Source organism: Microbacterium sp. 8M (genome assembly GCF_902506375.1).
Lineage (GTDB): Bacteria > Actinomycetota > Actinomycetes > Actinomycetales > Microbacteriaceae > Microbacterium.
On sequence record NZ_LR733284.1, the window covers coordinates 3,157,304 to 3,172,305 of the forward strand.

The 15,002-nt window shown below is 69.7% G+C and carries 17 protein-coding genes; 6 read left to right on the forward strand and 11 right to left on the reverse strand.

All coding sequences use genetic code 11. From position 1 onward, the window contains the following. Positions 1-148: 148 nt before the first annotated feature. From AERO9AM_RS14930 to AERO9AM_RS14945, 4 genes are read left to right on the forward strand one after another with little or no spacing between them, the layout of a single operon-like run. A complete protein-coding gene (locus AERO9AM_RS14930; RefSeq protein WP_159576852.1) occupies positions 149-1,294 on the forward strand; it encodes an ABC transporter substrate-binding protein in 1,146 nt (381 codons plus the stop codon). Next, positions 1,291-2,208 carry an ABC transporter permease gene (locus AERO9AM_RS14935; RefSeq protein WP_442923265.1) on the forward strand — a complete coding sequence of 306 codons (918 nt, stop codon included), beginning with the start codon at positions 1,291-1,293 and terminating at the stop codon, positions 2,206-2,208. Before AERO9AM_RS14930 ends, AERO9AM_RS14935 begins: the two co-directional genes overlap by 4 nt. Next, entirely contained in the window at positions 2,205-3,002 is a 798-nt protein-coding gene (locus AERO9AM_RS14940) for an ABC transporter permease (RefSeq protein WP_159576854.1), read from the forward strand. Before AERO9AM_RS14935 ends, AERO9AM_RS14940 begins: the two co-directional genes overlap by 4 nt. After that, complete coding sequence (locus tag AERO9AM_RS14945) at positions 2,999-4,099, forward strand: ABC transporter ATP-binding protein (protein ID WP_159576855.1); 1,101 nt, start codon at positions 2,999-3,001, stop codon at positions 4,097-4,099. Before AERO9AM_RS14940 ends, AERO9AM_RS14945 begins: the two co-directional genes overlap by 4 nt. Before the next feature lie 7 nt (positions 4,100-4,106). Here AERO9AM_RS14945 and AERO9AM_RS14950 read toward each other — a convergent pair whose 3' ends face one another. From AERO9AM_RS14950 to AERO9AM_RS15000, 11 genes are all read right to left on the reverse strand, one after another. Further along, on the reverse strand, positions 4,107-6,596 hold the full coding sequence (locus AERO9AM_RS14950; protein ID WP_159576856.1) for a bifunctional lysylphosphatidylglycerol flippase/synthetase MprF: 2,490 nt from the start codon (positions 6,594-6,596) through the stop codon (positions 4,107-4,109). After that, the gene (locus AERO9AM_RS14955; protein WP_159576857.1) at positions 6,593-7,894 is read right to left on the reverse strand and encodes an alpha/beta hydrolase; all 1,302 of its coding nucleotides are present in this window, start codon (positions 7,892-7,894) and stop codon (positions 6,593-6,595) included. Before AERO9AM_RS14955 ends, AERO9AM_RS14950 begins: the two co-directional genes overlap by 4 nt. A 152-nt stretch (positions 7,895-8,046) precedes the next feature. Further along, on the reverse strand, positions 8,047-8,802 hold the full coding sequence (locus tag AERO9AM_RS14960; RefSeq protein WP_159576858.1) for an amino acid ABC transporter ATP-binding protein: 756 nt from the start codon (positions 8,800-8,802) through the stop codon (positions 8,047-8,049). Continuing rightward, on the reverse strand, positions 8,799-9,596 hold the full coding sequence (locus tag AERO9AM_RS14965; RefSeq protein WP_159576859.1) for an amino acid ABC transporter permease: 798 nt from the start codon (positions 9,594-9,596) through the stop codon (positions 8,799-8,801). The genes AERO9AM_RS14960 and AERO9AM_RS14965 overlap by 4 nt, the downstream gene beginning before the upstream one ends. Before the next feature lie 34 nt (positions 9,597-9,630). After that, positions 9,631-10,449, reverse strand: coding sequence for a basic amino acid ABC transporter substrate-binding protein (locus AERO9AM_RS14970; protein WP_159576860.1), 819 nt, complete (start codon positions 10,447-10,449; stop codon positions 9,631-9,633). A gap of 255 nt (positions 10,450-10,704) precedes the next feature. After that, positions 10,705-11,007, reverse strand: a complete 303-nt coding sequence (locus tag AERO9AM_RS14975) for a Dabb family protein (protein ID WP_159576861.1) — start codon at positions 11,005-11,007, stop codon at positions 10,705-10,707. Further along, positions 11,004-11,324, reverse strand: coding sequence for a glutaredoxin family protein (locus AERO9AM_RS14980; protein WP_159576862.1), 321 nt, complete (start codon positions 11,322-11,324; stop codon positions 11,004-11,006). Before AERO9AM_RS14980 ends, AERO9AM_RS14975 begins: the two co-directional genes overlap by 4 nt. Continuing rightward, complete coding sequence (locus tag AERO9AM_RS14985) at positions 11,321-11,623, reverse strand: rhodanese-like domain-containing protein (RefSeq protein WP_159576863.1); 303 nt, start codon at positions 11,621-11,623, stop codon at positions 11,321-11,323. Before AERO9AM_RS14985 ends, AERO9AM_RS14980 begins: the two co-directional genes overlap by 4 nt. Positions 11,624-11,743: 120 nt before the next feature. Next, positions 11,744-11,842, reverse strand: coding sequence for a 30S ribosomal protein bS22 (locus AERO9AM_RS14990; RefSeq protein WP_003792170.1), 99 nt, complete (start codon positions 11,840-11,842; stop codon positions 11,744-11,746). Positions 11,843-11,977: 135 nt separating this feature from the next. Further along, on the reverse strand, positions 11,978-12,172 hold the full coding sequence (locus tag AERO9AM_RS14995) for a helix-turn-helix domain-containing protein (protein ID WP_159576864.1): 195 nt from the start codon (positions 12,170-12,172) through the stop codon (positions 11,978-11,980). Positions 12,173-12,332: 160 nt separating this feature from the next. Then, complete coding sequence (locus AERO9AM_RS15000) at positions 12,333-12,755, reverse strand: ArsR/SmtB family transcription factor (protein ID WP_159576865.1); 423 nt, start codon at positions 12,753-12,755, stop codon at positions 12,333-12,335. A 75-nt stretch (positions 12,756-12,830) separates the two neighbouring features. Between AERO9AM_RS15000 and AERO9AM_RS15005 the strand changes: the two genes are divergently transcribed. Together AERO9AM_RS15005 and AERO9AM_RS15010 are read left to right on the forward strand one after the other, a co-directional pair. After that, on the forward strand, positions 12,831-14,261 hold the full coding sequence (locus AERO9AM_RS15005) for a TrkH family potassium uptake protein (protein ID WP_159576866.1): 1,431 nt from the start codon (positions 12,831-12,833) through the stop codon (positions 14,259-14,261). Continuing rightward, positions 14,254-14,925, forward strand: a complete 672-nt coding sequence (locus AERO9AM_RS15010) for a potassium channel family protein (protein ID WP_159576867.1) — start codon at positions 14,254-14,256, stop codon at positions 14,923-14,925. The genes AERO9AM_RS15005 and AERO9AM_RS15010 overlap by 8 nt, the downstream gene beginning before the upstream one ends. The last annotated feature ends 77 nt before the right edge of the window (positions 14,926-15,002 follow it).

The window sequence follows — 15,002 nt, forward strand, 5'->3', positions numbered from 1 at the left end:
CCGCGACCGCGGCCATGGACACCGGATCGCGCGAAGGATCCCCGGCGTTCATCGCTCGTTCACCCGTCTCCGTCACACCGGTAACCCGCCCGCCGTACATTCCTCTCGACCCGACCCCGGCGCCCGCGCCGGACACCGAGAGGAAACCATGCTCATCAGCAACCGTCGCGCCCGCATCGGCGCCGGCATCGCGCTGGCCGCCAGCGCCGCGCTCCTGCTCTCCGCCTGCTCCGGATCCGCTTCGGCCGACCCGAGCGGCACCGCCGGTACCGGCGCGAAGGCGTCCACCGCGACCTCCCTCAAGGACTTCGGCACCCTTGCCGACCTTCAGAAGGCCGCCGAGGCCGAGGGCAAGCTCAACGTGATCGCCCTCCCGCACGACTGGGCCAACTACGGCGAGATCATCGACGCCTTCAAGAAGAAGTATCCGAAGATCGCGATCAACGAGGCCTCCCCCGACGCGTCCAGCGCCGAGGAGATCCAGGCCGCCAAGACGAACGACGGCCTCGACACCGCTCCCGACGTCTTCGACCTCGGCCTGACCGTGACGCTGCAGAACACCGACAAGTTCGCGGCCTACAAGGTGGAGAAGTGGGACGAGATCCCCGAGAATCTCAAGGACAAGACGGGCCTGTTCACCGGCGACTACGGCGGGTTCATGTCGATCGGCTACGACTCCTCCAAGTTCCCGGAGCCCAAGAAGCTCGACGACCTGAAGAAGTCCGAGTACAAGGGCGCCGTCGCCCTCAACGGCGACCCCACCCAGGCCGGTGCGGCCTTCGCCGCGGTCGGCCTCGCCACCGTGCAGTCGGGCGGCAAGCTCGACGACTACCAGAAGGGCATCGACTTCTTCTCCGACCTGCAGAAGGCCGGGAACCTGCTCAAGGTCGACGTCACGACCGCGACCGTCGCGAGCGGGGAGACCCCGGTCGTCTTCGACTGGGACTACCTGAACGCCGCCCACGTCAAGGACAACAAGAACTGGAAGACGGTCGTGCTGCCGGGCACCGGCTACGCCGGGTACTACAACCAGGCGATCAACAAGTCCGCTCCGCACCCGGCGGCCGCGCGACTGTGGCAGGAGTTCCTCTACAGCGACGAGGGCCAGAACCTGTGGCTCAAGGGCGGCGCCCGCCCCGCGCGCATGGACGCCATGACCAAGGCCGGCACGATCGACAAGACGCTCGCCGCCGCCCTCCCCGCGGCTCCCAAGGAGACCGTCGTGCCGACCGAGGCGCAGAGCACCGCGGCCGGCAAGCTGCTCGGCGAGAAGTGGGCCGCGGCGGTCCAGTGACCTCCACCGCCGCTGCGGCGCCCGCCGCCACCCGTGCCGGGTCGGAGCCTCGCGCTTCGGCCCGGCGCGGCTCGTCCATCCTCGCGGCGCTCGGCCTGGTGCCGTTCGCCGCCTACCTGCTGCTGTTCCTCGCGCTGCCGACGCTGCTCGCCGTGGCGACCGGGTTCTTCACCCGTGACGGCGCGTTCACCTGGAGCAATCTCTCCGCGCTCGCGGATCCGACCATCCTGCTCACGTTCACGAACTCGGCGGGGCTTTCGCTGCTCACCGCCGCGATCGGCGCCGTCGTCGGCGCCCTCGTCTGCTACGCCCTCCTCGGCCTGAACCCGGCCGGCGCCGTGCGCACGGTCGTGGATGCCGCCTCCGGCGTGCTCGCCCAGACCGGCGGGGTGATGCTCGCCTTCATGTTCATCGCCTCGATCGGGCTGCAGGGCGTTATCACGCAGCTGCTCAAGGACGCGGGGATCTCCCTCTACGCCGACGGCCCGTGGATCTACGAGCTGCCCGGCCTGATCCTGCCCTACCTGTACTTCCAGATCCCGCTCATGGTCATCACGTTCATGCCTGCGCTGTCGGCGCTGAAGCCGCAGTGGGCCGAGGCCAACCTCACGCTCGGCGGCACGCGCGCCAGCTTCTGGCTGCGGATCGGGATCCCCGTGCTCGCCCCCGCCTTCCTCGCCAGCTTCCTGCTGCTGTTCGCGAACGCGTTCTCGTCCTACGCGACGGCCGCGGCGCTCGCGAGCCAGGGGGCGCAGATCGTGCCGCTGCAGATCCGGGCCGCCCTCACCAGCGAGACCGTGCTGGGACGGGAGAACCTCGCCGGCGCTCTCGCGCTCGGCATGATCGTCATCGTCGGGATCGTGATGTGGCTGTACTCGCTGGTCCAGCGCCGGGCTTCGAGGTGGCAGTCATGAACCGCCTCGGCGCCTCCGCCCTCACCCGCTGGATCATCGGGATCGTCGTCGGCCTGTTCTTCCTGATCCCGCTGATCGCGACCCTGCTCTACACGTTCCGCGCCCAGGACGGATCCTTCACCGTGAAGCACTGGGCCGCGCTCGGCGACCCCGCGCAGGCCTCGGTCTACCAGCCGATCTGGACGGGGCTGGGCAACTCGCTGATCCTCGCCGTGGTCACGGTGCTCATCGTGCTGCTCCTGTTCGCGCCGACGATGATCCTGGTGAACCTGCGCTTCCCGCGGCTGCGGCCGGTGTTCGAGTTCGCGGTGCTGCTGCCGATCTCGATCCCCGCGATCGTGCTCGTCGTGGGCCTCACCCCGATCTACCTGCAGATCGGGCGCGCGCTCGGCACCGGCGCCTGGACGCTCGCGTTCGCCTACGGCATCACCGTGCTGCCGTTCGCCTACCGCTCCATCCAGGCGTCGATCGACGCGGTGGACATGACCACGCTCGCCGAGGCCGCGCGCTCGCTCGGCGCCGGCTGGATCACCGTCGTGCTGCGCGTGCTGGCGCCGAACCTGCGCCAGGGCCTGCTGGCGGCATCGCTGCTGTCGATCGCGGTCGTGCTGGGCGAGTACACGATCGCCTCCCTGCTGAACCGCGAGGTGCTGCAGACCGCTCTCGTGGTCGTGCAGAAACAGGACGGCTGGGCCCCGGCGATGTTCGCGCTGATGGCCCTCGCGTTCAGCTTCCTCCTGCTCCTCATCATCGGACGCGCCGCCGGCGGCCGCTCCGGAAAGGCCGGCTCATGAGCGACATCGCGCTCCCCCGCACCGCGGACAACTCCCTGCTCGCCGATCGCGCCGACGGCACCCGCGTCCAGTTCGACGGCATCGTGAAGAGCTACGGCCGCACGCAGGTGCTGCACGGGATCGACCTCGACATCGCGCCCGGCGAGTTCGTCTCCCTGCTCGGCCCCTCGGGCTGCGGCAAGACGACGCTGCTGCGCGTGCTCGCCGGGCTGGAGAGCGCCGACGGCGGCGCCGTGCTGCTGGGCGGCAAGGACGTCTCTGGCGTGCCGACGAACAAGCGCGACCTGGGCATGGTGTTCCAGTCGTACTCGCTGTTCCCGCACCTGCGCGTCGTCGACAACACCGCGTTCGGGCTGCGCCGGCGCCGCGTCGCCACGCCCGAGGCCCGCCGGCGGGCGCTGGACGCCCTCGCCCTGGTCGGCCTCGACGCGCACGCCGACAAGTACCCGCATCAGCTCTCCGGCGGACAGCAGCAGCGCGTCGCACTCGCCCGCGCCCTGGTGACCGAGCCCCGCGTGCTGCTGCTGGACGAGCCGCTGTCGGCGCTCGACGCGAAGGTGCGCGTGCAGCTGCGCGACGAGATCCGCCGGATCCAGCTGCGCCTCGGCATCACCACCGTGTTCGTGACGCACGACCAGGAGGAGGCGCTCAGCGTCTCCGACCGGATCGCCGTGATGAACGCGGGGCGGATCGACCAGATCGGCACGCCGGAGGAGCTGTACCTGCGTCCCGCGACCGCGCACGTCGCGGCCTTCGTGGGCCTGTCCAGCGTGGTCCGCGGCGTCGCCGACGGCGCGTCCGTGCGCGTCTGGGGCACCGACCTGCCGCTGCAGACGCCCGCCACGGGGGACGTCGACGTGCTTCTACGCCCGGAGAACGTGCGTCTCGTCGACGCCGCGGGGGCGGTCGTGACCGGATCCGTCGAGGAGAGCATGTTCCTCGGGAGCATGCGCCGCACCCTCGTGCGCACCGCGGACGGCGCCCTGGTGCGCGTCCAGCACTCCGCGCGCATCCGTCCCGCCTACGGCGACGTCGTCGGTCTCTCGGTCGACGCCGAACCGGTGGCGGTGCGTCAGCAGGCGGACGAAGCGCGCTGAGCCGGGCTCACCCCGCCAGCGATCGGGCCAGCGCCACGTACTCCGCCGGCGACGCGTCCGGCAGGTAGGCGCGGCCGATCGCGAGCCCGATCGCGGGCAGCTGGGAGTTGTCCGCGTAGTACAGGTGCATCGGGCGGTACTCCGGATTGAACTTGCCCTTGTACCGCAGCAGCGAGGCGAAGCCGTATGCCGGCTCCAGCACCCGGCTCAGCCAGCCCAGCAGGCGGGTGATGGTGTCCCGGTCGGCATCGGCGGCGCCCTCTGCCGACGACTCCGGAGCCGACACGGTCTGGGCGAGCGGCGCCCCCGACAGGCTCATCACCGCGAGCCCCTGCTCCTTCATGTGCAGGGCGGCCGTGGCGATCGCGAACTCCATCACGCCGGGCATCGCGCCGTCCGCGCGGCGCATGAAGTCGAGGGTCCGGCCGATCAGCTCGCCCTCGCGCCACACCGGCATCCAGCTGGTCACCGCCTGCAGCTCCCCCTCGGGGCCGATCGCGAGCAGCAGCTCGACGTCCGGATCCTTCAGCTCGTCGACACCGCCCAGCGTGAACCGCATCTCCGGCAGCGCCTTCTCCGCGATCCACTGCTCGCTGAGCGCGTCGAGCTGCGCGACGAGGCCGGCCGGCAGCTGCTCCCACGTCGTCCAGAGCGTGGTGAGCCCGTCGCGCTGGCCGCGGTTGTAGGGCTGGCGCACTTTCGTCCACACCTTGCCGGTGAGTTCGAAGCGGTCCAGCGGCACGACGGTCTCCTCGGCCACCGAGATGCTGCGCCAGCCCAGCGCGCGGAAGACCGGCATGAACTCCTCGTGGGTGCTGTAGAACACGGGCGTCCACGCGTTCGCGTCGCAGAAGTCGAGGAACCCGCGCACCGTCTTCGCCGCGTCGCCGGGGTGGCACACCGGATCGCCCACCGCGATCGCGATGTCGTTGACCACGCGGTACGCGACCGCGCCCCGGCCGTCGGGCGTGAACCAGTGCTCGTTGCCCTCCCAGGTGCCGAGGAACCCGAGCGTGCCCCCGTCGGTCTCGCGGAGCTGGGTGCGGAAGCGCTCCGCCTCATCGGCCGTGCTGCGCGAGCGCGCGCGCAGCAGCGGGATCAGGGCGATGGCGAACACGATCCAGAACAGCGCGCCGACGTCGCGGTGCAGCACGAGCGCCAGCCCGGTGAGCGGCGTGTGCGCGCCGGGGTGGCCGATGATGGTCGGCAGGAAGCGGCGCAGGGTGGTCAGCAGCGACGACCAGAACGAGGGCGAGTGCGACACCGCGGTGACCAGGATCATGTTCGTCGTCGTGAGCACCACGAAGGCGATCCCGATCGTGAGCGCGAACCGCCGCGCGGCCCGTCGGGACGCCCGCACCGCGAACCGCCGGTGCGTGACCGCCAGCAGGATGCACATCCCGACCGGTACGAGGATCGCGAGCACCGAGAAGCCGGGGAACTGACGGTCGAGCTGAACCACGTCGGTGGACGCCCTGAGGGAGCGCACCGCGACGCTGAGCCCCGTCAGCAGCGCCATCACGGCGTTCACTCCGATCGCCAGGAACCACGCCGCCCGGCGCCCCGAGCGCAGGCCCCACGCGGCGATGAGGCTGAGCACCAGGGGCACGAGGCTCATCAGCACCACGCCGGTGCCCGCCGCGAAGGCCGTCGTCACGCCCGCGACGCAATGAGCGGACGCGTTGTTGCGCGCGCAGGCGTCTGCGATGCCCGAGATGTCCACGCCGCGCAGGCCGGCGACCACCGGCGCCAGCGGCCCGATCCCCACGCCGGTGAGCAGCACGATCAGCGGCCCGAGCCCGGTCACCGCCACCATGGCCGCGACCAGCGTCCTGGTCTCCCCGTAGGAGCTGCGGTAGACGGGCGGGCGCGGGGTGCCGCTCGTGAGCAGCACGCCGAGCAGGAGACCGACGAGGGCGGCGAGGAGCCGGTACACGCTGTCGGCGTCGCCGCCGTAGAGCGTGAACGTGACGAGCAGGGACAGGCCGATGAGGCGGATCCGGCGACGGTACAGCGCGGGTGCGTAAGCGCTGCCCGCCAGGATCGCCCCGAGGATCCCGATCGAGGGGTCGAACACCACGCCGCGCGCGTCGACGCGCGCCCACACCTGCCCCCAGGACCAGGCCAGCGACTGGATCCCGACGCCGAGCAGCACGCCCAGGATGCCGGTGACGAGGAACGACACCACCACCCGGCGGGTGCCCATGAGGCGCTCCGCATAGGCGAGCAGGGTGAGCGCGAGCAGCACCGCCAGCAGCAGTCCGCCCCAGGAGTTCGGCACAAGCAGCGTCGTCAGCGGCGTCCACCACTGGCGCTCCCGGCCCAGCACGAGCGGGCTGACGCCGATGCCTGCGGGGCGCCGTCCCCACAGCGTGCCGAACGAGAGGCCCGTGATCACGAGCAGGGCGCTCAGCGCCACGGCGAACGGATGCCGTCGCAGGTAGTGCGCGGTCCGGCGTGCCACGGCGCCGGCGGTGATGCGCAGCCGACCGCTCATCGGGAGAGCCCCAGCCGCGGATACAGCACCTCGAAGGCCTTCTCCAGGCCGCCCTTCAACCCCGGCCCCGTGTGCGTCGCGTTCGGCACGAGGTAGAAGGTGGTGGTGAAGCCGGCCGCCTCGGCGCGGCGCGCCGAGACGCGGTTCGCCGGCCCGTACTTCTTGTCGAGCGCGCCTGCCGCGAAGATCGCGTAGTGCCCGGCGTACGCGCCGGGGTGCTCGGCGAGGATCGCCTCGGGCTTGCTCGCGTCGAACAGCGCCTTGTCGCCCTGGAACACCTTCTCCACCGACTTCGGATCCCCGAAGCCCGCCCAGGGCTCACCGGACGCCGTGGCGATGTTGCCCCAGATGTCCGGGTGCCGCGCGCCGTAGATGAATGCGCACGCGCCGCCGTTCGAGTAGCCGGAGATGGTCCAGTACTTCGGATCCTGCAGGACGCGCAGATGCCCGCGGATCCAGTTCGGGATGTCGGTGTTGAAATACGTCTCCACGCCGCCGTACGCCGCGGAGTCGATGCAGCCCGGGTTCTGGTTCTGCGCGCCGAGCTGGTCGGCGATGATCACGATCGGCGCGAGGCCGTCGTGCTTCGCCGCGAACTCGTTCATGACGTCGACCATGGGGTGCGGGTTGGGGTAGCCCGGCAGCCCCATCATGAAGACGACGACGGGAAGCGCGGGCGGATCCTTCACCAACGCGGCCGGCGGCAGATAGATGGTCGCGTTGCGGGGCGTGAAGCCCGCGGACGAGCGCGGCGCGTTCTCACCGGTCAGCGCGCCGAACCTGCCTCGTTCCGGCATGTCGGCGGGCGCCTTCCAGATCGCGGCGAGCGACGCGGGCGGATCCTGTCCCGGTTTCAGGGGCGACGCGAAGTGATCCAGCGGCCCCAGGGTGTTGACGCCGAGGATGTCGCCGAGGGTGCGGTCCAATCCGAACGCCTGGTTGATGCCGACACCCATGGACAGCACCGACGCGATCAGGGTGAGGATCGCGACGGCCTTGCGCCACCACCGCGAGTCCCACAGGCTCACGATCGCCAGCCCGATCGCCGCGAAGCCGCCGATCGTCCACCACTTCACCGGGGCGGGCAGGGGAAGCTCGAACGCGTTGGTCGCGTCGGACCAGGCTGCGAGGCCCCAGCCGAGCGCGGCGCCCACGGCCAGGCCGATCAGGGCGCGCACCACCCAGCGACGGCGCAGCGGGCGGATCAGCAGCGCGATCACGGCGGTGGCGGCGATCCCCCAGATGATCCACGGCACCGGCCCGTCGACGAGGTTCAGCTCCAGCAACCAGCGCGGCATGAAGGGCGTGCTCCGTTTCCCGCCTCCGCTCGGGGCGACGCCCCATCGTAATGGGTGCCGCCTCGGCAGATCCGGTGTCGGCGCCCTGACCGGGCTTGGAGAAACCTATGAGACGCTCCGAGGCCGGTTAAAGACCTCGGAGCGTCTCTGCCTCACAGCACGCGCGACAGGAAGTCCTTCGTGCGCTGGTGCTGCGGGTTCGCCAGGACCTCGCGAGGGTCGCCCTCCTCGAGGATGTGCCCGCCGTCCATGAAGATCAGGCGCGAGCCGACCTCCCGGGCGAAGCCCATCTCGTGTGTGACGACCATCATCGTCATGCCGTCGTCGGCGAGTGAGCGCATCACCTGCAGCACTTCGCCGACGAGCTCCGGGTCGAGCGCCGAGGTGGGCTCGTCGAAGAGCATCATGTCGGGGTTCATGCACAGGGCGCGTGCGATCGCGACGCGCTGCTGCTGTCCGCCGGAGAGCTGTCCCGGGTAGGCGCCGGCCTTGTGCGCCATGCCGACGCGCTCCAGCATCTCCCGCGCGACCTTCTCGGACTCGGCCTTGCCGCGCTTCTTCACCTGCCGCTGAGCGATGGTGAGGTTGCCCAGCACGGACATGTGCGGGAAGAGGTTGAAGCTCTGGAACACCATGCCGATGCGGGTGCGCACCCGGTCGATGTCGACGTCCGGGTCGGTGATGTCGATGCCCTCGATGAGGATCTCGCCGCCGGTCGGCTGCTCCAGCAGGTTCACCGAGCGCAGCAGCGTCGACTTCCCGGATCCGGACGGCCCGATCACGCAGACGACCTCGCCGGCGTGCACGGACAGGTCGATGCCCTTGAGCACCTCGTTGTCGCCGTAGCTCTTCACGAGCCCGCGGATGTCGATCGCGGGTGCGCTCAGGTTGATCAGGTCGGTGCTCATCGTTCCCTCGCCATCCGGCGCTCGAGCCATGCGGTGAACCGCGTCAGCGGGATCGTCACGATCAGGTAGAGGATCGCCGCCATGATGAGCGGCGTGCCGTTGCTGTTCTGGGTGCTCGCGTCACGGGCGAAGGTGGTGAGCTCCTTCGACCAGATGAACGTGCCCACGACGAACAGCAGCGACGTGTCCTTCAGCAGCAGCACGAACTCGTTCGTGAGCGGCGGGATGATGATCCGGAAGCCCTGCGGCACCACGATCCAGAAGGTCGTCTTCATCGGCGACATCCCGAGCGAGCGGGCCGCCTCGGTCTGCCCCTTGGGCACGGCCTGCAGGCCCGCCCGGATCGTCTCGGCCATGTAGGCCGAGGCGACCAGGATGAGGCCGATCAGACCGAGGACCACGGGTCCGCCGAGCTTCTGTCCCGGCACACCCGCCGCGATCGGGACGATGAACCCGATCGCGAAGATGGTGAGGATCGCCGGGAGTCCGCGGAACAGCTCGATCCAGGCCGTGGCGATCCACCGGAACGGCCCGATGCTGCTCATCTTGAGCAGCGCCAGGAAGACTCCGAGGACGAGTCCGCCGAGGAAGGCCACCGCAGTGAACCACAGCGTGTTCACGAGAGCGACCGTGATGATGCTCGGGAGCATCTTGGACGCGACCGCGGGGTTGAAGAACAGCGGACCGAGCTTGGCCCAGTTCGCGGTGAACGCGATCCACACGACGATCGCGATCAGCACGACGTAGACCGTGTACCGGTACAGCTTCTGTTTCTGAGTGCGCCTCAACGCCATTGTGAAGCCTCTCCTGCCGGTTCTTCGCGGCCGATCACTTGGCCGTGAAGTACGAGTCGTAGATCTTCTTGTACTCGCCGTCGTCCTTGAGCTCCTTGAGCGCGCCGTTGACGGCCTTGAGCAGCTCGGTCTTCTGGCCCTTCGCGAACGCGAAGCCGTAGGACTCGTTGGTGTTGTAGGTCTCGACGATCTTGTACGACTTGTCGGCCTTCTCGTGCTCCAGGTTCACCGGCTGGTCCTGCAGGATCGCGTCGATCTGACCGGCCTGCATCGCCGGCCACAGCTCGCCGTCCGACGGGTACTGCACGAGGTTCGCGCCCTTGGCGTGCTCCTTGGCGTAGTTCTCACCGGTGGTGCCCTGCTGGACGCCGACGTTCTTGCCGGACAGGCCGTTGATGTCCTTGATGCCGGAGTCGGTCTTGACGAGCAGCGACTGCAGGGAGTCGTAGTACGGGTCGGAGAAGTCGATGTTCTTCTTGCGGTCCTCGGTGATCGTCATCGCGGAGGCGCCGACGTCGCAGGTTCCGGACTGCAGGGTGGTGCCGGACTGCAGGGCGTCGAAGCCGACATCCTGGACCGCGAGCTTCAGGTCGAGCTTCTTCGCGATCGCGCCGAGCACGTCGATGTCGAAGCCGGTGTAGCCGGTGCCGTTGTCACCGCCCTCGAACTCGAACGGCGGGTAGGGGATGTCCGAACACACCGTGAGCGTGCCGGCCTCCACCAGGCCGTAGTCCTTGCCGCCTGCGGCGCTCTCGCTCGGCGTGGAGCCGGATCCGCCGGAGCAGCCGGCGAGGGCGAGGGTGGCGGCCGCCGCGAGGGCGAGTCCGTAGGCGATCTTCGAGCGACGTTCCATGTGCGACTCCTGTGTCTAGGACGCGGGCGTCCTGGTGCGGGTTGCCGACAATCTTGACACGGTGCGGTTACCGCCGTGTAACGACGAGGGGCCTGCGGGAGTCTCGGTTCGGTATCGACCGCACCCGCTGCCGCGGAATCACGCGGCACGGGCTCGCCGCGACGCCCGCAGAAAGTCTGGAATACGAGACAGCCGCTCGCAGGACCGTGCCGGACGCCCCGATCGGCCCGTTACCAGGAGCCGGATCGCGGCCGCTCAGACCTCGAAGTCGACGGCCGAACGCCCACCGGCGACCGAGCGCACGTACGACACGACCTCCTGGTGCGCCGGGTGCACCTGATAGGCGTCCAGGCCCGCCGCATCGTCGAAGTCGGCGACGAGCGTGACGTCCCAGTTGCCGTCGATGTCGAGAGCGTTCACTCCCGTTGAAAGTGCCCGGATGGACGACACCACGCCGACGAGCCCCTGCAGCCGGGCGGCGACGCCCGCCGCGTGCTCGGCCCGCTCCGCCGGATCCTCCGCGGCCATCTTCCAGGTCACCACGTGGCGCAGGGTCATCGCTCCGCTCCTTCTGCCGCGTCCGCGGCCTGTGCCGGGGCGTGCCCGGCGGTTCCGTCCGCCTTCGCGGCGAGCGCCTCGCGGAGCCGGTCGGGAGAGATCCGCCAGTGCGCGTGCAGCTCGCCGTCGATCAGCAGCACCGGGATCTTCTCCCAGTACTTCTCGTACAGCGCAGGGTCATCGAGGATCGACAGCTCCGTGATCTCCATGTCCTCGGCGAGCGCATCCGGCAGCTCGGCGACGACGGCGTCGACCACGTCCGAGGCCACGTCGCAGAGATGGCAATCGGGCTTGCCGATCAGGGTCAGTGCGATCACGACGCGGGGATCTCGATCTCGCGTCCCTCGGCGATCCACTCCGCGGTGCCGCCCTCGACGTTCGTGACGTCGTACCCACGAGCCTCCAGCGCCTCCACCACGCGTGCGGAGCGCCCCCCGAGCTGGCAGATCACATCGAAGGCACCGTCGGGCAGTTCGTGCAGCAGGTCGCCGATCTCCGACATCGGCAGGTTCACGGCGCCGGGCACGTGGCCCGTGGCGAACTCGCTGCGCTCGCGCACATCGATGAGGGGCGTGTCGGCGCGCTCGGACAGCTGGGCGACGGTGATCGACTTCATGGATCCGATTCTTCCAGACCTGCACGCGACACGGCGCGCAGGACCCGGAACGCACGAAGCGCCCCGGCGATCGGAACGATCGGGGGCGCTCAGTGATGTGTGCGCGCTAGGCGCGGCCGCTCACTTCTTGTTGCGGCGCTGGTGGCGAGTCTTGCGAAGCAGCTTGCGGTGCTTCTTCTTCGCCATGCGCTTGCGGCGCTTCTTGATGACAGAACCCACGGAAACCTCACTACGTCAGGGGCTGGGCACCGCACATGGACGGCGCCCGGGATCGGGCACGGAAAAATGCCTCGGAACAGTCTAGCGCACGCCGCCGCGGTCACCCGACGCGCGCGTGGGCACCGGATCCGGCGTTCAGCCGACGTCGGCGATGGGCTTGTGCAGCGCGGCCGTGACAGCGGACTCGGGCACGCGGTAGCTGCGCCCGAAGCGGATCGCGGGGAGCTCGCCGGCGTGCACGAGCCGGTACACCGTCATCTTGGACACGCGCATGATGGCCGCCACCTCGGCGACGGTCAGGAACTTCACGTCCGGAAGCTGCTCGGGCATCCCCATCTACCCCCCTCGCTCCGCGGCACCCGTTGTGCGGCGGATGCGACAACTGTAGGGGCTCGTGATGACGGCTGTAAACCCACGTGATCCGTGTGAAACACGCGACCCCGGAGACGCCCGCTGGATGTCCGCGCGGCGCGGGCTGTGGTGGAGAGGATCAGGCGCCGAGTCGCTTGAGCGCGGTCTGCACGACGTGCTTGGCGCTGGCCGCCGCGCGACCCACCACCTCGGCCGCGTGCGCGGCCCCGTCCGGCAGCGGCGGGACGACCCCGAGCGCCGTGATGTCCGGGGCCGAGTCGCCGTAGGCGTCGGCGAGGAACGGGACGAGCCAGTCGTCCACCTCTTCCAGCGGCGCCGCCTCGATGCTGTAGAAGCGGCGCTGCCCGTCTTCACGCACCGTGACGAGCTCGGCCTCGCGCAGCACCTTGAGGTGCTTCGAGACGGTGGGCTGGCTGATCCCGAGCGCGCTCACGATCTGCGACACGCTGGTGCCGGCATCCCCCTCCTCCGACCGCTGGCGCAGGAGCTGCAGGATGTCCCGCCTCGTGCCGTCGGCGATCACGTCGAAGATGTCGGTCATGCCTTCACAGTAGCCGCGCCGGGGGCGGAGTACCATGACGAAGGCTTGGCGGACGGAGGATCGGAGGGGCCGGCAATGGCGCGCAGCACTCCCGCGCGATCCTTCTCCGAGATCGCCCGCCGCGCCGCCCGGGTGTTCAAGACGCTCACGACCTCCTCGCCCTCGCGGTTCGCGATCATCGTGTTCTCCGCACTCATCCTGATCACGACCGCGCTGCTGTCGCTGCCGATCGCGACCACCGATCGCACGGTGACGCCCCTGGCCGATGCGCTCTTCACCGCGGTCTCCACGATCTGCGTCACCGGCCTGTCCACGGTCGACATGGCCACGCACTGGTCCGGCTTCGGACGCACCGTGATCTTCATCGGCGTCAACATCGGCGGTCTCGGCGTGCTCACCCTCGCCAGCGTGCTGGGCCTCGCGATCTCCAAGCGGCTCGGGCTGCGGGCCAAGCTCATCGCCGCCGGCGACACGAACCCGATGCGCGCGCACGGCGGTCCCGTGAACGAAAGCCAGACCGTGCGCCTGGGCGAGGTCGGCGAGCTGCTGCGGACGGTCGCGATCTCCGCCTTCACGATCGAGGCCGGGCTGGCGGTGCTGCTCTATCCGGCGCTGCTGACCGGCGGGGTGGATCCGCTGACGGCGCTCTGGGAGGCCCCGTTCTACGCGGCGATGGCCTTCACGAACACCGGTTTCACCCCGAACCCCGGCGGGCTCGAGCCGTTCGCGCACGACTACTACGTGCTCACCGTGCTCATGCTGGGCGTGTTCCTCGGCAGCCTCGGCTTCCCCGTGATCTACACCCTGGCACGGCAGCGCTGGCACGTGCGGCGCTGGTCGCTGCACACGAAACTCACCGTGATCACGACCATCGTGCTCTTCGTCATCGGTGCCGGCGTGTTCCTGCTCCTCGAGTTCGACAACCCGAAGACGTTCGGATCCATGGACGCCGCGGACACGACGTTCCAGGCGTTCTTCCTCTCCGCGATGACCCGGTCGGGGGGCTTCAACGTGGTCGACATGGGCGATCTGAACGGATCCTCCATGCTCGCCGCGTCGATGCTCATGTTCGTCGGCGGCGGCTCGGCGTCCACGGCGGGCGGCATCAAGGTCACCACCCTCGCCGTGCTCGCCCTCGCCGTCGTCAGCGAGGCGAAGGGGCGCCCCGCGGTGCAGGCGTTCGGACGCCGGATCCCCTCCGACGTGCAGCGGGTCGCGCTCAGCGTCGTCGCCTGGGGAGCGACGATCGTGGCCGTCTCGACCATCGCGATCAGCCAGATCACGAAGTTCCCGGTGGACGAGGTGCTCTTCGACGTGGTCTCCGCCTTCGGCACCGTCGGCCTGTCCACGGGCGTCACCGGGAACCTGCCGGATCCTGCCACGTACATCCTCGCAGCCACGATCTTCATGGGGCGCGTTGGTACAGTGACACTGGCCGCGGCGGTGGCCGCGACCAATCGGACGCAGCTGTACGCGCTGCCCGTGGAAAGGCCCATCGTTGGTTGAAGTGCTGCGCAACGACGCCCCGGTGCTGGTGATCGGGCTCGGTCGTTTCGGCGCCGCGTGCGCCGGGGAGCTGGACCGGCTCGACCGCGAGGTTCTGGCGATCGACACGAACCTCGAGCTCGTGCAGAAGTGGTCGGAGCGCGTCACGCATGCGGTGCAGGCCGACACCCGCAACATCGACGCACTGCGCCAGATCGGCGCGCAGGACTTCCAGGTCGCGGTGGTCGCGGTCGGCTCGTCGATCGAGGCCTCGGTGCTCATCACCGCGAACCTCGTCGACCTCAAGGTGCCGCAGATCTGGGCGAAGGCCGTCTCGCAGTCGCACGGCAAGATCCTCGCCCGCGTCGGCGCCAACCACGTCGTCTACCCCGAGCGCGAGGCCGGGGAGCGCGTGGCGCACCTCGTCAGCGGACGGATGCTGGACTTCATCCGCTTCGACGACGACTTCGCGCTGGCCAAGATGTACCCGCCCAAGTTCATCCGCGGCGTGCCCCTGAGCCAGTCGGGCGTGCGCAGCAAGTACAACGTCACGGTCGTGGGCGTGAAGAGCCCGGGCAAGCCGTTCCATTACGCCGAGGCCAGCACCGTGGTGACGAACCACGACCTCATCATCGTGTCGGGCACCAACAGCGACATCGAGCGGTTCTCCTCGCTCGACCGCTGAGCCCGGCGCGCGCGGCGGCTCCCGCCGCGGCGAACCGATATCCGTCGCGCGATGGATGACGCCGCAGCCGACCGCAT